The organism is Rhodococcus sp. JS3073, assembly GCF_026810085.1.
Classification (GTDB): Bacteria; Actinomycetota; Actinomycetes; order Mycobacteriales; family Mycobacteriaceae; genus Rhodococcus_F; species Rhodococcus_F wratislaviensis.
In genome coordinates this window covers 1493995-1512675 of sequence record NZ_CP113951.1, presented here as the reverse complement: position 1 = coordinate 1512675, position 18681 = coordinate 1493995, and the positions used below count along the sequence as shown (strand labels likewise).

The following is an 18681-nucleotide window of genomic DNA, read 5'->3' as shown; positions in this document are numbered from 1 at the left end:
TAGCGAACCGAGCAGAAGGTGCCGGGGCCGTGCGGTCTGGACTGAGGAGCGAGGGAGCGTAGCGAGTGAGTGACGAGGGAAGACCGCACGACAAGGCCCCGGCGCCCGCGAGCGAAGCGAGCAATGTCCCAGAACAGATCGGTGTGCGCAAGGGGCTGTTCGGGGTGCGGGGTAGTGGGGATACGTCGGGGTACGGGCGGTTGGTGCGTCCGGTGTTGTTGCCGGGGAGTACGCCGCGGCCGTATGGGGGGTATTTCGATGATGTCGCGGATGGGCTGGGGGCGGCGTTGGCGGAGTCGGGTGTGGGTTTCGAGGTGGCGATCGAGTCGGTTGTGGTGTTTCGGGGTGAGGTGACGTTCGGTGTGCGGCGGGAGTTTTTGCCGTTGGTGGCGCGGGCGTTGCGTGATGAGCCGGATCTGCGGTTCGAGATGTGTCTGGGTGTGAATGGTGTGCATTTCCCGCAGGATGTGGGCCGGGAGTTGCATGCGGTGTATCCGTTGTTGTCGATTACGCACAATCGTCGGATCCGTCTGGAGGTGGCGGCGCCGGATGCGGATCCGCACATCCCGTCGTTGTATGAGGTGTATCCGACGAACGATTGGCACGAGCGGGAGACGTACGACTTTTTCGGGATGGTGTTCGATGGTCATCCGTCGTTGACCCGGATCGAGATGCCGGATGACTGGCCGGGTCATCCGCAGCGGAAGGACTATCCGCTCGGCGGCATTCCCGTCGAGTACAAGGGCGCGGAGATCGCGCCGCCCGACGAGCGGCGGGGGTACAACTGATGAGCGAGGACACGGTTTTCACTGTCGCCGGTCAGGACTGGGACGAGGTTGTCGATGCGGTGAAGGCGTCGTCGGGTGGTGCGGGTTCGGAGGGCGGCGAGGAGCGGATCGTCGTGAATATGGGTCCGCAGCATCCGTCGACGCACGGGGTGTTGCGGCTCATCTTGGAGATCGAGGGTGAGACGGTCACGGAGGCCCGGTGCGGGATCGGTTATCTGCATACGGGGATCGAGAAGAACCTCGAGTATCGGACGTGGACGCAGGGCGTGACGTTCGTGACGCGGATGGATTACCTGTCGCCGTTCTTCAACGAGACGGCGTATTGCCTCGGTGTGGAGAAGTTGCTCGACATCACGGATCAGGTGCCGGAGCGGGCGAGTGTGATCCGGGTGATGTTGATGGAGCTCAACCGCATCTCTTCGCATCTGGTGGCGTTGGCCACGGGCGGCATGGAGTTGGGGGCGGTCACGGCGATGTTGTTCGGTTTCCGGGAACGTGAGCTGGTTCTGGACGTGTTCGAGATGATCACGGGGTTGCGCATGAATCATGCGTACATCCGGCCGGGGGGTTTGTCGCAGGATCTGCCGGAGGGTGCGGTGGAGAAGGTGCGCGAGTTGCTCACGTTGATGCCGGAACGGCTGCGGGACATGGAGAATCTCCTCAACGACAACCGCATCTGGAAGGGGCGCACCCAGGGCATCGGGTATCTCGACCTGACGGGGTGCATGGCGCTCGGCATCACGGGTCCGATGCTGCGTGCGACGGGTCTGCCGCACGATCTGCGCAAGTCGCAGCCGTATTGCGGTTACGAGAATTACGAGTTCGACGTCAGCACCGATACGGGGTGCGACGCGTACGGCCGTTACTTGATCCGGGTCGACGAGATGAAGGAGTCGTTGAAGATCGTCGAGCAGTGCCTCGACAAGTTGCGGCCGGGCCCGATCATGGCGGAGGACAAGAAGATCGCGTGGCCGGCGGATCTGACGTTGGGTCCCGACGGTCTGGGCAATTCGCCAGGGCACGTCCGCGAGATCATGGATTCGTCGATGGAGTCGCTGATTCATCACTTCAAGTTGGTGACGGAGGGTTTCCGGGTGCCGCCGGGCCAGGTGTATGTGGCGGTGGAGTCGCCGCGGGGTGAGCTCGGTGTGCACATGGTGAGCGACGGCGGAACCCGACCGTACCGGGTGCATTTCCGGGATCCGTCGTTCACGAACCTGCAGTCGGTGGCGGCCACGTGTGAGGGCGGCATGGTTGCGGATGTCATTGCCGCGGTCGCGAGCATCGATCCGGTGATGGGGGGCGTGGACCGATGACCGAGCAAGCAGCACCGAAGCAAACCCCCATCTTCATCGAGTTCGGGCCCCGGCCGGAGGAGCACGGGCTGCTGGTGCGGCCGGGGGCGCGTGAGGAGTACCCGCCGGAGGTCGGTGCGCGGTTGGATGCCGATGCCGACGTCGTCGTCGCGCGGTACCCGAATTCGCGTTCCGCGCTGCTGCCGCTGCTGCATCTGGTGCAGGCGGAGGACGGCTGCATCACGCCGGCGGGGATCGAGTTCTGTGCCTGCCGGCTCGGGTTGACCGGCGCCGAGGTGGCTGCGGTGGCGACGTTCTATTCGATGTACCGGCGCGATCCGACGGGCGACTACTACGTCGGTGTGTGCACCAACACGTTGTGCGCGATCATGGGCGGCGACGCGATCCTCGCCGCGCTGGAGGAGCATCTCGACCTGCCGCATGGCGGCACGTCCGCGGACGGCAAGGTCACGCTGGAGCACATCGAGTGCAATGCGGCGTGCGATTACGCCCCGGTGGTGATGGTCAATTGGGAGTTCTTCGACAACCAGACCCCGGAGTCGGCTCGCTCGCTCGTCGATTCCCTGCGTTCGGGGGAGCGGGTGTCGCCGAGCCGCGGCGCGGCGCTGTGCACGTTCCGGGAGACCGCGAGAATTCTCGCTGGGTTCCCCGACGAGCGTCCGGGTGCGCTGGCGGAGGGCGGCTCCGCGGGCGACGCCACACTGGCCGGCCTGCGGGTGGCGCACGAACGGGGTATGGCAGCGCCGGATCCTGCGGAGACGTCGCTGATCCCGGAGCCGCCGTCGCGGGACACCGAGCCGGTGGCGGCGGAATCGGCGAAGGACCAGCCGGCGCCTGCCCCGTCCGCGACGGTGCCGCCGGATCGGTCCACCTCCGAGACGGATCCGGCGGCCACCGACCCGGGTCGAAAGGGAGACTGACATGCCGCTGACCCCTGTCCTCAGCCGTTACTGGGACGAGCCCGAGTCCTGGACCCTCGACACGTACCGTCGCCACGACGGGTACGAGGGCCTGCAGAAGGCGCTGCGCATGGAGCCGAACGAGGTCATCTCGACGGTCAAGGAGGCCGGCCTGCGCGGTCGTGGTGGTGCCGGGTTCCCGACCGGGATGAAGTGGTCGTTCATCCCGCAGGGCGACGACAAGCCGCACTACCTCGTGGTCAACGCCGACGAGTCCGAACCGGGCACCTGCAAGGACATGCCGCTTATGCTGGCCACGCCGCACGCGCTCGTGGAGGGCGTCATCATCGCGGCGTACGCGATCCGCGCCGGGCACGCGTTCATCTATGTGCGCGGCGAGGTGGTGCCGGTGCTGCGCCGGCTGCAGGCAGCGGTCGCGGAGGCGTATGCGGCGGGCTACCTCGGCACGAACATCCTGGGCACCGGTTTCGACCTCGAACTGGTCGTGCACGCGGGTGCGGGGGCGTACATCTGCGGGGAGGAGACGGCGCTGCTCGATTCGCTGGAGGGGCGCCGCGGTCAGCCTCGGTTGCGTCCGCCGTTCCCCGCGGTGGCCGGTCTCTACGCGTCACCGACCGTCGTCAACAACGTCGAGTCGATTGCGAGTGTCCCGCCGATCATCGTGAACGGCATCGAGTGGTTCCGGTCGATGGGCAGCGAGAAGTCGCCCGGCTTCACCCTGTACTCCCTGTCCGGGCACGTGACGAAGCCCGGACAGTACGAGGCCCCGCTCGGAATCACCCTGCGGGAGTTGCTCGAGTACGCGGGCGGAGTCCGCGCCGGGCACCGATTGAAGTTCTGGACCCCGGGCGGTTCCTCGACGCCGATCTTCACCGACGAGCATCTCGACGTCGCCCTCGACTATGAGGGTGTCGGCGCCGCCGGATCGATGCTGGGCACCAAGGCGTTGCAGATCTTCGACGAGACCACGTGCGTGGTGCGTGCCGTGCTCCGCTGGACCGAGTTCTATGCGCACGAGTCGTGCGGCAAGTGCACGCCCTGCCGGGAAGGCACCTACTGGCTGGTGCAGATCCTGGAGCGGCTCGAGAGGGGGGAGGGGACCGACGCCGATCTGGAGAAGCTGCTCGACATCGCCGACAATATCCTCGGCAAGTCGTTCTGCGCTCTCGGTGACGGTGCGGCCAGCCCGATCATGTCCTCCATCAAGTACTTCCGCGACGAGTACCTCGCACACTTCGAGCAGGGTGGCTGCCCGTTCGACCCGCATCAGTCCACGCTCATGGCGGGAGTGCATGCATGAAGCCTGCGAGTGTAGCGAGCGATGTTTCGGCGCGGAGGCCGCGCGTTCTGGACCGAGGAGCGAGGGAGCGCAGCGAGTGAGCGATGAGGGAAGGGCGCGCGTGAAGGGCTCCGCGCCGGCGAGCGTAGCGAGCCATGATACGAGCCTTGACGCAGTGAACGTTGTCATCGACGGTGTCGAGGTCAGTGTCCCCAAGGGCACGTTGGTGATTCGTGCCGCGGAGATGATCGGCATCCAGATCCCGCGGTTCTGCGACCACCCGTTGCTCGACCCGGTCGGCGCGTGCCGTCAGTGCCTCGTCGACGTCGAGGGGCAGCGCAAGCCGCTCGCCTCCTGCACCACGACCGTCACCGACGGCATGGTCGTCCACACCCAGCTCACGTCGCCCGTCGCCGACAAGGCGCAGAAGGGCGTGATGGAGTTGCTGCTGATCAACCATCCTCTGGACTGCCCGGTGTGCGACAAGGGCGGCGAGTGCCCCCTGCAGAACCAGGCGATGTCCAACGGGCGCGCGGAATCGCGTTTCGGGGAGGTCAAGCGCACGTTCCCCAAGCCGATTCCGCTGTCCACGGAGGTCCTGCTGGACCGCGAGCGGTGCGTGCTGTGCGCGCGGTGCACCCGGTTCTCCCAGCAGGTCGCCGGCGACCCGTTCATCGAACTCATGGAACGGGGCGCGCTGCAGCAGGTGGGGATCTACGCGAAGGAACCGTTCGAGTCGTACTTCTCCGGCAACACCGTCCAGATCTGTCCGGTGGGTGCGCTGACGGGTTCCGCGTACCGCTTCCGGGCCCGCCCGTTCGACCTGGTCTCCAGCCCCAGCGTCTGCGAGCACTGTGCGAGCGGGTGCGCCCAGCGCACCGACCACCGGCGGGGGAAAGTGCTGCGCCGGCTGGCGGGCGACGATCCGGAGGTCAACGAGGAGTGGAATTGCGACAAGGGGCGGTGGGCGTTCGCCTACGCCACCGAGCGCGACCGGACCACGACCCCTCTGGTCCGCGGCGACGACGGCACGCTGGCACCCGCCTCCTGGTCGGAGGCCCTGGCCGTCGCGGCGCGGGGACTGGCCGCCGCGCGGGGCAACGCGGGTGTTCTCGTCGGGGGCCGGTCCACCTGGGAGGATGCCTACGCCTACGCGAAGTTCGCGCGAACAGTGCTCGGCACCAATGACATCGACTTCCGCAGTCGCGCGCACTCCGGCGAGGAGGCCGAGTTCCTGGCTGCCCGGGTGGCGGGGCAGCGACTCGCGGTCACCTACGAGGATCTCGACGCCGCGCCGGTCGTTCTTCTCGTCGCATTCGAGCCGGAGGAGGAATCGCCGATCGTCTTCCTGCGGCTGCGCAAGGCCGCGCGCGCGAAGGCCGTTCCGGTCTACTCGATCGCCCCGTATGCGTCCCGTGGCCTGGAGAAGATGTCCGGCCGCCTGCTGCGGTCCGCGCCGAGTGCGGAGGCGGAGGTCCTCGACGGACTCCGCGCGGGAGACCTGGACCCGGGCGTCACTGAACTGCTGCGCCGGCCGGGTGCGGTCATCGTGGTCGGGGAGAGACTCGCCGGGGTGCCGGGGGCGCTGTCCGCGGCAGTCCGACTGGCCGACGACACGGGGGCCCGGCTGGCCTGGGTGCCGCGACGGGCCGGCGAACGCGGCGCGCTCGAGGCGGGTGCGCTGCCCGGACTGCTCCCGGGTGGCAGACCGGTGGGCGATCCGGAGGCGCGGCGGCAGGTCGCGTCGGTGTGGAACGCCGCGGGCCTGCCGGACACCGCGGGCCGGGACACCGCGGGCATCCTCGCCGCGGCCGAGGCGAAGACGCTCGGGGCGCTGGTGATCGGCGGTGTCGAGGCCGACGACCTCCCCGACCCGCAGGCCGCGCTGGCCGCGGTCGAGGCGGCAGGGTTCGTCGTGAGTCTGGAACTGCGCCACAGTGCGATCAGCGAGCGCGCGGACGTGGTGTTCCCCATCGCTCCGGTCATGGAGAAGCCGGGCACCTTCCTCGACTGGGAAGGGCGCACACGCGATTTCGACGCCGCCCTCCGGGCCACCGGGTCGATGCCCGATCAGCGCGTGCTCCACGCGATCGCCGGCGAAATGGGTGTCCCGCTGGGTCTTCCGGACGCCGCCACCGCACGGCGCGAACTCGAGAGGCTCGGCGCCTGGAACGGTGACTTCCCGGATCCGCCCGACCATCCGCAACCGCCGCGGCGGGAACCCGGGCCGGGGGAGGCGGTGCTCGCCACCTGGCGGATGCTGCTCGACTCGGGGCGGCTGCAGGACGGGGAACCGCACCTGGCAGGCACCGCCCGCACTCCGGTCGTGCGGATGTCCGCGGCCTCGGCGGCCGAGTCGGGTGCCGCTGACGGGGATCCGGTCACCGTGACGACGGAGCGGGGCGGCGTCACCCTGCCGCTGGTGATCACCGACATGCCGGATCGAGTGGTGTGGCTGCCCCTCAACTCGCCCGGGTCCGCCGTCTACAAGCAACTGGCCGCCCGGTCGGGGAGCGTCGTGAACGTCCGCCGCGCGGCAGGCACCAACGGGATGGTCCCGGGAGGTGCGCTGTGACGATCGAGGCCGTCTACCCCGACCCGGCGCTGTTCGGCCACGACCCGTGGTGGCTGGTTCTCGGCAAGGCCCTGGCCATCTTCGTGTTCCTCGTCCTCACTCCGCTTCTGACGATCCTGGCCGAACGCAAGGTCATGGCCTGGATGCAGATGCGCGTGGGCCCGAACCGGGTGGGTCCGCGGGGCATGCTGCAGAGCCTCGCCGACGGCATCAAGCTCGCGCTGAAGGAAGGGATCGTCCCGAAGGGTGTGGACAAGCCGATCTACATCCTGGCGCCGATCATCGCCGCGGTACCCGCGTTCATGGCGTTCGCCGTGATCCCGTTCGGCCCGGCGGTGTCGATCTTCGGGCACTACACGCCCTTGCAGCTGACGGACCTGCCGGTGGCCGTCCTCTACGTCCTCGCGGCCACGTCGATCGGCGTCTACGGCATCGTGCTCGCCGGCTGGGCGTCCGGCTCCACGTACCCGTTGCTGGGAGGGCTGCGCTCGACGGCGCAGGTGATCTCGTACGAGATCGCGATGGCGTTGTCCTTCGCGGCCGTCTTCCTGGACGCCGGAACGATGTCCACGTCGGGCATCGTCGCCGCCCAGGACCACACCTGGTACGTCTTCCTGCTGCTGCCGTCGTTCCTCATCTACGTCACGTCGATGGTCGGCGAGACCAACCGGGCGCCCTTCGACCTGCCCGAGGCCGAAGGCGAACTGGTCGGCGGGTTCCACACCGAGTACTCCTCGCTGAGCTTCGCGATGTTCATGCTCGCCGAGTACGTGAACATGGTGACGGTCTCGGCGCTCGCCACCACGCTGTTCCTCGGCGGCTGGCATGCCCCGTTCCCGCTCAGCCTGTGGGACGGCGCGAATTCCGGCTGGTGGCCGGTGCTGTGGTTCACGCTGAAGGTCTGGGGTTTCCTGTTCGTGTTCGTCTGGTTGCGCGCCACGCTGCCCCGGCTGCGGTATGACCAGTTCATGGGTCTCGGCTGGAAGATCCTGATCCCGATCTCGCTGGTGTGGGTCATGATCGTCGCCACCGTCCGGGCCTTCCGCAACGAGGGTTACGACGTCCGGTCGATCGCCCTCGTCGTCGCGGGCCTCGTCGTCGCCCTCGTCGTGGTGATGCTGCTGTGGAAGCGGCTGCGCCCGGGCCGCGTTCCCGCACCCGAGAAACGGGTCGAGCCGCAGGGACGCGCGGAACCGTCCCCGGAGACACTCGAACCGTTCGACCCCATGGCCGGTGGATACCCGGTTCCGCCGATGCCGGGTCAGACGCTGCCCGCGTTCCGGCGCACGCCCGTCTCCGTCACCTCCGCGCACTCCACCGGATCGACCCAGGAGAACAGCGATGACTAAATTCCTCGGCCCCATAGCGGGTTTCGGCGTGACCTTCTCGACGATGTTCAAGAAATCGAACACCGAGTTCTACCCGGAGGAGAAGGTGCCGACGGCTGCCCGCTATCACGGCAGACACCAGCTCAACCGTTACGCGGACGGGCTGGAGAAGTGCATCGGGTGCGAACTGTGTGCCTGGGCGTGCCCCGCCGACGCGATCTTCGTGGAGGGCGCCGACAACACCGACGAGGAACGCTTCTCGCCCGGCGAGCGGTACGGCCGGGTGTACCAGATCAACTACCTGCGCTGCATCGGGTGCGGGCTGTGCATCGAGGCGTGCCCGACGCGGGCGCTGACCATGACCAACGAGTACGAGATGGCCGACGACAACCGTGCCGGCCTGATCTACGAGAAGGACCGGCTGCTGGCCCCGCTCGAGTCCGGCATGGTCGAGTCGCCGCACCCGATGGCCCCGGGCACCACCGCCGAGGACTACTACCGCGGCGCGGTGACCGGGGGAGCGGCGGCTGCGCCGCAGGATGAATCCGGGGTCGACGACACGGCGGGGGACAGGCCGTGATCGAGGGAGGAGAGCCGACGTGGTGAACACGATGCCGTCCGCGGTCCAGCTGGTCGCGGAACCCTTCACGCAGACCTCGACGGGCGAGGGTGTGCAGTTCTGGGTCCTCGCGACCGTAGCCGTGATCGGCGCGCTCGGAGTGGTCAGCGCAACCAAGGCCGTCTACTCGGCGATCTTCCTCGCGACGACCATGATCATCCTGGCCGTGTTCTACATCGCCCAGGGCGCGCTCTTCCTCGGCGTCGTGCAGATCGTGGTCTACACCGGCGCGGTCATGATGCTGTTCCTGTTCGTGCTCATGCTCATCGGCGTCGACTCCTCCGAGTCCCTCGTGGAGAACCTCCGCGGTCAGCGGGTGGCCGCGATCGCGGCGGGACTGGGATTCGGACTCCTGCTGATCGGCGGCATCGGGAGTGCGTCCGTCTCCGCGTTCACCGGTCTCGATCAGGCCAACGCGGGGGGCAACGTCGAGGGGCTCGCCGAACTCGTGTTCATCCGGTACGTGTGGGCTTTCGAACTGACCGGTGCGTTGCTGATCACGGCGACCATCGGTGCCATGGTGCTCGCCCACCGGGAGCGTTTCGAGCGGCGGAAGGATCAGCGTGAGCTGTCCCAGGACCGCGTGCGCGAGGGTGCCCGTGTCACTCCGCTGCCCAGTCCGGGTGTGTACGCGCGGCACAACGCGGTCGACATACCGGCGTTGCTGCCCGACGGCACCTTCTCCGAGCTGTCCGTCAGCCGGTCGCTCGAACGGCGGCCGAGCCTGCCCGCCCGGGCGCTGGGCACCGCGGACGTCGCGACCCCCGAACCCGGTGCGACCGACGAGGGGAGTCGGCGATGAACCCCGAGAACTACCTCTACCTGTCGGCGCTGCTGTTCACGATCGGTGCGGCCGGGGTGCTGATCCGCCGCAACGCGATCATCGTGTTCATGTGCATCGAACTGATGCTCAACGCCTCGAATCTGGCGTTCGTGACGTTCGCCCGGATGCACGGCAACCTCGACGGTCAGGTCTTCGCGTTCTTCACGATGGTCGTCGCGGCCGCCGAGGTCGTCGTCGGTCTGGCGATCATCATGACCATCTTCCGTTCCCGCCGTTCGGCTTCCGTCGACGACGCCAACCTCCTCAAGAACTGACGGGTCCACGATGACGCACATCCTCGAGAAGGTGACTTTGCCCGACGACGACGACCCGATCGGCGGTGCGGCATGAGCGGAACGCTCTCGTCGGCCGTGTGGCTACTGCCCGTTCTGCCGCTCTTCGGAGCCGCCGTGCTCCTGCTGGCGGGAAGGCGCAGCGATGCGTGGGGCCATCTCCTCGGCTGTGCGACGGCGCTGGTCTCGTTCGCGCTCGGCGTCGTCTTCTTCGTCGACATGCTGGGCCGGGACGCAGCCGAGCGGGTCGTGCACCAGACCCTGTTCAGCTGGGTGCCGGTCGGTGAACTCCAGGTGGATTTCGGTCTCCAACTCGACCAGCTGTCCGTGTGCTTCGTCCTCCTGATCACCGGGGTGGGTTCGCTGATCCACATCTATTCGGTCGGCTACATGGCGCACGATCCGGAGCGACGGCGATTCTTCGCCTACCTCAATCTGTTCCTCGCGGCGATGCTGCTGCTGGTGCTGGCCGACAACTTCCTGGGTCTGTACGTCGGGTGGGAGGGCGTCGGTCTCGCCTCGTACCTGCTCATCGGGTTCTGGCAGTACAAGCCGTCCGCCGCGGCGGCCGCGAAGAAGGCGTTCGTCGTCAACCGCGTCGGCGACATGGGACTGGTCCTCGCGATCATGATCATGTTCTCGACCTTCGGCTCGATCGAATTCGCCGACGTGTTCACGCGTGCCGACGCCGCGAGCGAGGGGGTGCTCACCGCGATCGGGCTCGCGCTGCTGCTCGCCGCCTGCGGCAAATCGGCGCAGGTCCCGTTGCAGTCCTGGCTCGGTGACGCGATGGAGGGCCCGACACCAGTGTCGGCGCTCATCCACGCCGCGACCATGGTCACGGCGGGTGTGTATCTGATCGTCCGGTCCAACGCGATCTTCGACCTGGCCCCGGGCGCCCAGCTCGCCGTCGTGATCGTCGGCGCGGTGACGCTGCTGTTCGGCGCGATCATCGGCTGCGCGAAGGACGACATCAAGAAGGCGCTGGCGGCATCCACGATGAGCCAGATCGGGTACATGGTGCTGGCCGCCGGTCTGGGGCCGGCCGGGTACGCGTTCGCGATCATGCTGCTGCTCACCCACGGCTTCTTCAAGGCCGGCCTGTTCCTCGGCGCAGGCTCGGTGATGCACGGCATGAACGACGAGGTGAACATGCGCCGCTACGGCGGTCTGCGCACCGTCATGCCGATCACGTTCGTCACGTTCGGGCTGGGATACCTGGCCATCATCGGGATTCCGCCGTTCTCCGGCTTCTTCTCCAAGGACAAGATCATCGAAGCGGCGTTCGCCGCCGAGGGCGTCCAGGGCGTCGTCCTCGGAACGGTCACGCTGCTCGGCGCGGGACTGACTGCCTTCTACATGACCAGGGTGATGCTGATGACGTTCTTCGGACGTCGCCGATGGGCGCCGGACGCCGACCCACACGAATCGCCAGGGGTGATGACGGTGCCGATGATTCTGCTTGCGGTGGGTTCGGTCGCCGCAGGCGCCCTACTCGCGGTCGGCTCCTCCCTGCAGCACTGGCTGGAACCGGTCGTCGGCGCCCACCACGGCGAGCCCGTCCTGCCCGTGTGGGCGATCACCGTACTCACTCTGGTGGTGGTGCTCGCGGGAGTCGCGGTGGCCTACCGGCAGTACGCCAGGCAGCCGATCCCCGAGGTCGCGCCGGCGGAGGTCACCGCGTTCACCGTCGCGGCCCGCAAGGACCTGTACGGCGATGCGTTCAACGAGGCGGCGCTGATGCGTCCCGGGCAGGAGCTGACGCGAACACTCGTGACCGTCGACGGCAGGGGAGTCGACGGTGCCGTCAACGGGTTCGCCGCGCTCGTCGGCGGCACGTCGATGCGGGTGCGGCGCCTGCAGACCGGGTTCGTCCGGTCGTACGCGCTGTTCATGTTCGCCGGTGCGGCCCTTCTGGTCGCCACGATGCTGGTGAGGCTGTGGTGAGCGGCTTCCCGTGGCTGACCGCCCTCTGGGTGCTGCCACTCGTCGGCGCCGGTGTGGTCCTGGCATTGCCCGTCCACAAGCGCGCGCTCGCGAAATCCGTCGCCGTGGGCGTGTCCGTGGTGGTGCTGTGCCTGGCAGTCGTGCTGGCGATCCGGTTCGATCCGACCGGCGAGCAGTACCAGTTCGTGGAATCGCACGCCTGGATCCCGGCGTTCGGCACCCGGTACATCCTGGGCCTCGACGGCATCGCGCTCGTCCTGGTACTCCTCACCACCGTTCTGGTGCCGCTGCTGTTGCTCGCGGGGTGGAACGACGGTGACACCGCGCCCGACTACGGGCAGCGGCGGATGGCCCACACATACGTGGCGCTGACGCTGATGGTCGAGGCGATGGTGATCGTGTCGTTCACCGCTCTCGACGTCCTGCTCTTCTACATCTTCTTCGAGGCCATGCTCATCCCGATGTACTTCCTGATCGGAGGATTCGGTGGGGCGGGGAGAACGTACGCCGCGGTGAAATTCCTGCTCTACAACCTGTTCGGCGGCCTGATCATGCTGGCCGCGGTCATCGGGGTGTACGTGGTGACGGCGCGTCAGGACGCCTTCGGAGGCGGCACCTTCGACTTCCGGGTGATCGTCGCCGAAGGGCTGGACGCCGACCCCGGCGTGCTGAAGGCACTGTTCCTCGGGTTCATGTTCGCGTTCGCGGTCAAGGCGCCGTTGTGGCCGTTCCACACGTGGCTGCCGGGCGCCGCGGTGGAAGCCACCCCCGCGAGCGCGGTGCTCATGATGGCCGTCGTCGACAAGGTCGGGACGTTCGGCATGCTCCGCTACTGCCTGCAGATGTTCCCCGAGGCGTCGGCGTACTTCGCGCCGTTCGTCACGGTGCTGGCGGTGATCGGCATCATCTACGGCGCGGTGCTGGCCATCGGCCAGACCGACGTGATGCGACTGATCGCCTACACGTCGATCTCGCACTTCGGGTTCATCATTCTCGGCATCTTCGCCATGACCAGCCAGGGACAGGCCGGATCGACGCTGTACATGGTCAACCACGGCATCTCGACCGCGGCGCTGTTCCTGATCGCGGGGTTCCTGGTGTCGCGGCGCGGCACCCGCCTCATTGCCGACTACGGCGGCGTGCAGAAGGTGGCGCCGGTGATGGCGGGCACGTTCCTCGTGGCGGGGCTCGCCACGCTGTCGCTGCCGGGCCTGGCGCCGTTCATCAGTGAGTTCCTCGTCCTGGTCGGCACGTTCTCGCGCTACCAGATCGCTGCCGTGGTCGCGACTTTCGCGCTCGTCCTCGCCGCGATCTACGTGCTGTGGCTCTATCAGCGGATGATGACCGGGCCGCTGAAGGAGGGCAACGAGACCGTCCGCGATCTCGTGCGCCGTGAGATCGCGGTCGTGGCGCCGCTGATCGCCCTGCTGCTCGTCCTCGGCGTCTACCCCAAGCCCGTGCTGGACGTCATCACCCCCGCGGTGAGCCACGTCCTCGTCACCGTCGGTCAGCACGATCCTGCACCCACCGTCGCCGGGCAGGACCCAGAGGGAGGCACACACCGATGAGTACCTCCGAACTGCTACTCGCCCAGTCCGCGACGTTGCGTGCGCCGGACATCGAATACGGTCAGCTGGCACCCATGTTGATCGTGTTCGGCGTGGCGGTCGCCGGCGTGCTCGTCGAGGCGTTCCTGCCCCGGCGCGGCCGCTACTCCAGCCATCTCGTACTCGCGCTCGGGGGACTCACCGCCGCGTTCGTGGCCGTCGTCATGCTCGCCGGGACCAGCGACTCCGCCGTCGGGGGCGCGGTGGCCGTCGACGGTCCGACGCTGTTCCTCCAGGGAACCATCCTGCTGATCTCGATCCCCGCGATCCTGCTCATCGCCGAGCGGAGCGTCGACAGCGGGGTCGGTGCGGCGACCGCGGAGGTCACGGCCGCGAGTGCAGCCGAGCCGGAAGGCGGAACCGACGCCTTCACCCCGCAGGCGTTCGCCGTCCCCGGCAGCGTCGCCGAACGGGAGGCCACCAAGAATGCCCCGGGGCATACCGAGGTCTTTCCCCTCACCCTGTTCGCGGTCGGCGGGATGCTCCTGTTCCCGGCATCCAACGACCTCCTCACGATGTTCGTGGCGCTCGAGGTGCTCTCGCTGCCGCTGTACCTGCTGTGCGGACTGGCGCGGCGTCGCCGTCTCCTCTCGCAGGAGGCGGCGCTCAAATACTTTCTGCTCGGGGCGTTCTCGTCGGCGTTCTTCCTGTTCGGGGTGGCGTTGCTGTACGGCTACGCCGGCACGGTCGAGTTGCCGCGGATCGGCGACGCGCTCGCCCGGGGCACCGACGACAAGACGCTGGCGCTGATCGGTACCGCGCTCCTGTCGGTGGGCCTGCTGTTCAAGATCGGCGCCGTCCCGTTCCACTCGTGGATTCCCGACGTCTACCAGGGTGCGCCGACGCCGATCACCGCGTTCATGGCGGCGGCCACCAAGGTCGCGGCAGTGGGTGCGATGCTGCGCATCTTCTACGTGGCATTGCCCGACCTACGCGCGGACTGGCGGCCCGTGATGTGGGGCGTCGCCATCCTCACCATGGTGGTCGGTGCGGTCATGGCGGTCACGCAGAACGACGTCAAGCGGATGCTCGCGTACTCGTCGGTCGCGCACGCCGGGTTCATCCTCACCGGCCTGATCGCGGCCAACCGGGCGGGTCTGTCGTCCACGATGTTCTATCTCCTGGCGTACGGATTCAGCACGCTCGGCGCGTTCGCCGTCGTCACCCTGGTGCGGGACAGCCGGGGCGAGGCGACGGACCTGTCGCGCTGGGCGGGGCTGGGGCGGCGTTCGCCACTGGTGGGTGGCGTCTTCGCGCTGTTCCTGCTGGCGTTCGCCGGAATCCCCTTGACGAGTGGGTTCGTCAGCAAGTTCGCGGTCTTCCAGGCCGCCGTCGAGGGCGGTGCCGTTCCGCTCGTCCTCGTCGGTGTCGTCAGCAGCGCGATCGCGGCGTTCTTCTACGTCCGCGTCATCGTCCTGATGTTCTTCTCGGAGCCGCAGAGCGACGCCCCGACGATCGTGGTGCCCAGCATGTTCACCGCCGCGGCCATCGCGGTCGGAGTGGTGGTGACGGTGGTGCTCGGAATCCTGCCGCAGGGTGCACTCGATCTCGCAAACCAGGCTGCGGTGTTCTTCCGCTGACTCGGGGCGCTGCCAGGCCGGTGCGGGTCGCGAGTGCCCGATGTGACGGATGTAGTCCAAGTGGCTGGCGGGACCCGTGTGAGTGTGGTGGAATGCAAACCGGACAACATACCGACTGAGCGAGAGTGAATGTCGGAGACACGCCGGAGCGCGACCGATCGGATATGGGGGCCACAGTGCAGATTTCTCGACGAGACCTGTTCCGGTACGCGGCAGCGGGATCCGCCGTGGCCGGGATTGCGGCGCTCACGTCCACCACGTCCTCGGTCGCCGTCGCGAAGGCAGACAGCCTCGGCATCCTGATCGACTACGCCGGTGGGGTGCCGTCGGCGGACGCCATCCTCGAGGCCGGCTATGCCGGCGCCATCCGCTACGTGTCCGACCGCCGTCCCGGCGCCGAATGGATGGAAGGCAAGCCGATGCTCGCCGACGAGGCGCAGGCGTTGCTCGACGCCGGACTGTCGGTCGTCTCGTGCTACCAGTTCGGCAAGGGGCCGACGGCCGATTGGCGCGGCGGGCTCGAGGCGGGGAAGCGGCACGCGGAGCGCGGACTCGAATTACACCTCGCTGCAGGCGGTTCCGAGGACCGGCCCATCTACGCGTCCATCGACGACAATCCCACGCCCGCCGATTTCCTGACCATGATCGCCCCGTATCTCGCCGGGTGGGAGTCGGTGGTCGGCAAGGCCAATACCGGTATCTACGCCAATTCCAAGACACTGGATCTGGCGGTCCTCGCCGGGCTCGGGTCGTGGTACTGGCAGCACGACTGGGGCACGCCGGAGGGGTACGTCCACCCGTCGGCGCACCTGCATCAGTACGAGATCGATGCGAGCAACGTCGACGGGGTGGGCATCGACCTCAACGACATTCTGAAGCCCGACTACGGGCAGTGGTGACGGCTAGGCCGCCGGTTGCCCGCCCATCCTCGAGAGCCACTCCCGGGCGTCGTCAGGTAGCCTGCCGACGGCTTCCGCTGCGCGGCACCACTTCTTGGCCGCGGCGAGGAAATTCATCGGGTTGTACGCGTCTTCCTCGCGCGACCACAGGTTGTCGCCGGCGTAGTGCAGGATCGTGATGTTGGCTGCGGCGTGTTCCGAACCGTCGCCGGGATCCTCCATGGGGTTGTCTATCTCGCAGATCACCCATCCGCGGTCCTCGTCGATCACGTACCAGTTCGCCGGGAACGAGGTCATCCGGCTGCCGGGGAAGGCCGACATGGTGCGCGTGACCCATGTCCGAATGGCCTCGCGTCCGTCGAAGTCTCCGAAGGCGTGCTCGACGTACGTGGCGTCCTCCGTGAAGAGGTCGGCGAAGCCGTTCCAGTCCCCGAGTTCGACGCAGCGGCTGACGGTCCGCTGGTAGTGCGCGAAGGCCTCTTCGAGCTCGGCACGACTCCACGGCATGTGTGCATCCCTTCTCTCGTCCGGCGCCCCGATTGTGAGCGCCTCGCAAAATAAGAACACGTTTCAGTTCGAGTGTGGGGCGTTTTCCGGTGGATGGGAGTGTGAAACGCTCCTCGGGGCAACTCCGATTACCTGTTGTCACTCTTTTCACTCTGAACCCGGAGGTTCTCCCGATGGAACTGCTGGTCAATTTCGTGTACACCGTCGCCTCGGTCCTCTACACCGCGCTGTTCGTCAACGGATCCTGATGAAAGATGTGCACACTACACACTGTGTGTATGGTGCACAATAATGCCTCGGGCAGAATGACGGTAACTAGGGGAGGTGTCGGTGTCCGAACGCGACGAGGTGGCGGCAGATGTCGAGAACGAATTGACATTGCTGTCGCGCTATCACGCCCATGCGCAACGGGCGGGATTCCAACTCGACCGTTCCGCCTACCTCCTCCTCGGACGTCTGGAACTGGAACATCCGCTCAGCCTCAAACAGCTTGCCGAGGCATTCCGGCTCGACATCTCGACGATCAACCGGCAGATCGGCGCCCTGCTGAAGCGCGGGCTCGTCGATCGCGTCCCCGACCCGGACGGGGGAATGGCCCGCAAGGTCGAGGCCACTGCGCTGGGGCTCGAACAGCTTCACGCCGACCGGGCGCTGGGCCGAAAAGGAGTCGAGCGCATCATCGCCGAGTGGAGCGACCACGACCGGGACGAGCTGCGGCGGCTGCTGACGAAGTTCAACGGTGAGATCGAGAAGTACGACGGCAACTCCTGGCCGCGCGCCGGACGGACGTCCTGACCGGATCGCGTCAGGACTGGACGTGCGCGGTCGCGTCCCGGGCGAGGTCCGGTTCCTCGGCGATGACCGTGAGGTGAGGGTGTTCCGGCGGCGAGTCGTGCCACCCCTTCCACGACATCAGGGACCACCGCGACAGCCCCGACAGCGCAGACCCGAGGCTGGCGAACGAGCCGGTGCTCAGTGCCGAGCCGGCCGACCCGACCGACCCGATGGAGAGCACCGAGCCGACACTCCCGATGGACAGGATGGAGTAGGCGGAACCGATCGAGAGGATCGATCCCTCCGAACGGATCGACAGTATGGAACGCCGGGCGTGTCGCGATCGCAGTGAGTGGTCTGGTGTGTGGTGCGTCGAGGGCATCCCTCGGTCTACCACGGTGGTGCCGTCGGCAAACAGAGAAGCGGTGCAGACATGAGCGAAGGGCCCTTCCGGAAAAATCCGGAAGGGCCCTTCGCGTCAGCTGTGGAGAGTTACGCGACCTGGAACATGCCGACGGTGGGGAGGAAGCTGCACGTGATCGGCGCGGCGCCTTCCTTCTGCGTGGTCAGTCCGCCCGACACGACCGCGAGGACGCGACCCGGGCCGGTGTCCGCGATCGCCGACAGGGTTGCCGGTCCGTCGGGGTTGATCTTGGCCTCGTTGGTGAGGTTCTGGGTGGCGCGCCGCTGGTTGTCCAGGTTGATCCACGTCACGGTCAGTGGATTGGGCTGTTCGGCGGCAACGGAACTGGTTCCGAGGGCGGTGAACACGAAACCGGCCTGACCTGCCTTGGGTCCGGGCGGGGGCAGCTGGGCGGGACCGGGGACCGCGAGTGCGGTGCCCACGGAGTCGGCGCCCTCTCCGATGCAGCCCTTGCCGATGGTCGGGTAGAGGAACTGCGCGATGACGGGTGCGTTCTCCTGCGGGATCTCGGGTCCGCCGCCGCCACTGCCGTCGAGGAACGTGATGACGCGCTCGAGGGTGGACTTGAGCTCGGGCGGGATTCCGGGGGCCTCGAGAAGGTTGCGGGCCTGGTCCAGGATCGCGTCCTGAGGTCCTGCTGCGATGTCTTCGGTACCAGCGGCTGCGCCGATGATCGCGGGTGCGAACGATGCGAGCATCTCCACGGGGATGCCTTCGGGCACGGGCGGCGGCGTCGGCTGCGCACTCGCCTGGGCCGGCACTGCCATAGCGGCTGCTGCGGCAACAGCGAGAGCAGTCACTGCTCTGCGCATACCTCGGGTTCGAAGCACAGTCTCCCCATCCTTAGTCATAACAGCGTGGACGACAACTCAATCCACGTCTGACGGCTCGGGGGGTCACTCTATGTACAGCGCCCCCGGGTTGTACAGCTCACGAGTTCGTTCACCGATAGCTGCGGCATCCCGGTGGGAGTGTATGGCATACAGACCCCGACGGTGATCT

Annotated in this window: 18 protein-coding genes; 15 read left to right on the top strand and 3 right to left on the bottom strand. The window is 67.4% G+C overall.

The window, feature by feature from the left end:
• Window positions 1–137 precede the first annotated feature (137 nt).
• The 13 genes from OYT95_RS07090 to OYT95_RS07030 all read left to right on the top strand — a co-directional run bounded on the left by OYT95_RS07090 (window position 138) and on the right by OYT95_RS07030 (window position 15974).
• On the top strand, window positions 138–788 hold the full coding sequence (locus OYT95_RS07090) for an NADH-quinone oxidoreductase subunit C (RefSeq protein ID WP_268792213.1): 651 nt from the start codon (window positions 138–140) through the stop codon (window positions 786–788).
• Window positions 788–2104 carry an NADH dehydrogenase (quinone) subunit D gene (gene nuoD / locus OYT95_RS07085; protein ID WP_112299120.1) on the top strand — a complete coding sequence of 439 codons (1317 nt, stop codon included), beginning with the start codon at window positions 788–790 and terminating at the stop codon, window positions 2102–2104. Before OYT95_RS07090 ends, nuoD begins: the two co-directional genes overlap by 1 nt.
• Window positions 2101–3024, top strand: coding sequence for an NADH-quinone oxidoreductase subunit NuoE (gene nuoE / locus OYT95_RS07080; RefSeq protein WP_268791058.1), 924 nt, complete (start codon window positions 2101–2103; stop codon window positions 3022–3024). The genes nuoD and nuoE overlap by 4 nt, the downstream gene beginning before the upstream one ends.
• A 1-nt stretch (window position 3025) precedes the next feature.
• On the top strand, window positions 3026–4324 hold the full coding sequence (nuoF, locus tag OYT95_RS07075; RefSeq protein WP_268791057.1) for an NADH-quinone oxidoreductase subunit NuoF: 1299 nt from the start codon (window positions 3026–3028) through the stop codon (window positions 4322–4324).
• Window positions 4325–4478: 154 nt separating this feature from the next.
• Window positions 4479–6878: an NADH-quinone oxidoreductase subunit G gene (locus tag OYT95_RS07070; RefSeq protein ID WP_268791056.1), complete on the top strand. Its 2400-nt coding sequence runs from the start codon at window positions 4479–4481 to the stop codon at window positions 6876–6878.
• Window positions 6875–8227: an NADH-quinone oxidoreductase subunit NuoH gene (gene nuoH, locus OYT95_RS07065; RefSeq protein ID WP_037231597.1), complete on the top strand. Its 1353-nt coding sequence runs from the start codon at window positions 6875–6877 to the stop codon at window positions 8225–8227. The genes OYT95_RS07070 and nuoH overlap by 4 nt, the downstream gene beginning before the upstream one ends.
• The gene (nuoI, locus tag OYT95_RS07060; protein WP_112299125.1) at window positions 8220–8786 is read left to right on the top strand and encodes an NADH-quinone oxidoreductase subunit NuoI; all 567 of its coding nucleotides are present in this window, start codon (window positions 8220–8222) and stop codon (window positions 8784–8786) included. The genes nuoH and nuoI overlap by 8 nt, the downstream gene beginning before the upstream one ends.
• Before the next feature lie 31 nt (window positions 8787–8817).
• Complete coding sequence (locus tag OYT95_RS07055; protein ID WP_268792212.1) at window positions 8818–9627, top strand: NADH-quinone oxidoreductase subunit J; 810 nt, start codon at window positions 8818–8820, stop codon at window positions 9625–9627.
• Window positions 9624–9923: an NADH-quinone oxidoreductase subunit NuoK gene (gene nuoK, locus OYT95_RS07050; protein ID WP_005239116.1), complete on the top strand. Its 300-nt coding sequence runs from the start codon at window positions 9624–9626 to the stop codon at window positions 9921–9923. Before OYT95_RS07055 ends, nuoK begins: the two co-directional genes overlap by 4 nt.
• Window positions 9924–9995: 72 nt before the next feature.
• On the top strand, window positions 9996–11888 hold the full coding sequence (gene nuoL, locus OYT95_RS07045) for an NADH-quinone oxidoreductase subunit L (protein WP_037231602.1): 1893 nt from the start codon (window positions 9996–9998) through the stop codon (window positions 11886–11888).
• Window positions 11885–13456 carry an NADH-quinone oxidoreductase subunit M gene (locus OYT95_RS07040; RefSeq protein WP_174484671.1) on the top strand — a complete coding sequence of 524 codons (1572 nt, stop codon included), beginning with the start codon at window positions 11885–11887 and terminating at the stop codon, window positions 13454–13456. Before nuoL ends, OYT95_RS07040 begins: the two co-directional genes overlap by 4 nt.
• Window positions 13453–15075 (top strand): NADH-quinone oxidoreductase subunit NuoN, encoded by a 1623-nt coding sequence (nuoN, locus tag OYT95_RS07035; RefSeq protein ID WP_268791055.1) that lies wholly within the window; start codon window positions 13453–13455, stop codon window positions 15073–15075. Before OYT95_RS07040 ends, nuoN begins: the two co-directional genes overlap by 4 nt.
• A gap of 164 nt (window positions 15076–15239) precedes the next feature.
• Window positions 15240–15974, top strand: a complete 735-nt coding sequence (locus OYT95_RS07030) for a DUF1906 domain-containing protein (RefSeq protein ID WP_105421357.1) — start codon at window positions 15240–15242, stop codon at window positions 15972–15974.
• 3 nt (window positions 15975–15977) lie between these two features.
• On the opposite strand, the gene OYT95_RS07025 is transcribed toward OYT95_RS07030, so the two are convergent.
• A complete protein-coding gene (locus OYT95_RS07025; protein ID WP_037231611.1) occupies window positions 15978–16481 on the bottom strand; it encodes a nuclear transport factor 2 family protein in 504 nt (167 codons plus the stop codon).
• 101 nt (window positions 16482–16582) lie between these two features.
• Between OYT95_RS07025 and OYT95_RS07020 the strand changes: the two genes are divergently transcribed.
• On the top strand, window positions 16583–16729 hold the full coding sequence (locus OYT95_RS07020) for a hypothetical protein (RefSeq protein ID WP_156046582.1): 147 nt from the start codon (window positions 16583–16585) through the stop codon (window positions 16727–16729).
• 76 nt (window positions 16730–16805) lie between these two features.
• Window positions 16806–17276: a MarR family winged helix-turn-helix transcriptional regulator gene (locus OYT95_RS07015; RefSeq protein ID WP_037231613.1), complete on the top strand. Its 471-nt coding sequence runs from the start codon at window positions 16806–16808 to the stop codon at window positions 17274–17276.
• A 10-nt stretch (window positions 17277–17286) separates the two neighbouring features.
• On the opposite strand, the gene OYT95_RS07010 is transcribed toward OYT95_RS07015, so the two are convergent.
• Window positions 17287–17637: a hypothetical protein gene (locus tag OYT95_RS07010; RefSeq protein ID WP_037231615.1), complete on the bottom strand. Its 351-nt coding sequence runs from the start codon at window positions 17635–17637 to the stop codon at window positions 17287–17289.
• Between the two features lie 110 nt (window positions 17638–17747).
• Window positions 17748–18530: an Rv1157c family protein gene (locus tag OYT95_RS07005; protein WP_174484672.1), complete on the bottom strand. Its 783-nt coding sequence runs from the start codon at window positions 18528–18530 to the stop codon at window positions 17748–17750.
• Window positions 18531–18681: the final 151 nt, after the last annotated feature.

Coding starts and splice junctions, on each gene's coding strand:
- nuoD (WP_112299120.1), top strand. CDS start 788: ATGAGCGAGGACACGGTTTTCACTGTCGCCGGTCAGGACTGGGACGAG.
- nuoE (WP_268791058.1), top strand. CDS start 2,101: ATGACCGAGCAAGCAGCACCGAAGCAAACCCCCATCTTCATCGAGTTC.
- nuoF (WP_268791057.1), top strand. CDS start 3,026: ATGCCGCTGACCCCTGTCCTCAGCCGTTACTGGGACGAGCCCGAGTCC.
- nuoI (WP_112299125.1), top strand. CDS start 8,220: ATGACTAAATTCCTCGGCCCCATAGCGGGTTTCGGCGTGACCTTCTCG.
- OYT95_RS07055 (WP_268792212.1), top strand. CDS start 8,818: ATGCCGTCCGCGGTCCAGCTGGTCGCGGAACCCTTCACGCAGACCTCG.
- nuoK (WP_005239116.1), top strand. CDS start 9,624: ATGAACCCCGAGAACTACCTCTACCTGTCGGCGCTGCTGTTCACGATC.
- nuoL (WP_037231602.1), top strand. CDS start 9,996: ATGAGCGGAACGCTCTCGTCGGCCGTGTGGCTACTGCCCGTTCTGCCG.
- nuoN (WP_268791055.1), top strand. CDS start 13,453: ATGAGTACCTCCGAACTGCTACTCGCCCAGTCCGCGACGTTGCGTGCG.
- OYT95_RS07030 (WP_105421357.1), top strand. CDS start 15,240: ATGGGGGCCACAGTGCAGATTTCTCGACGAGACCTGTTCCGGTACGCG.
- OYT95_RS07025 (WP_037231611.1), bottom strand. CDS start 16,481: ATGCCGTGGAGTCGTGCCGAGCTCGAAGAGGCCTTCGCGCACTACCAG.
- OYT95_RS07010 (WP_037231615.1), bottom strand. CDS start 17,637: ATGCCCTCGACGCACCACACACCAGACCACTCACTGCGATCGCGACAC.
- OYT95_RS07005 (WP_174484672.1), bottom strand. CDS start 18,530: ATGACTAAGGATGGGGAGACTGTGCTTCGAACCCGAGGTATGCGCAGA.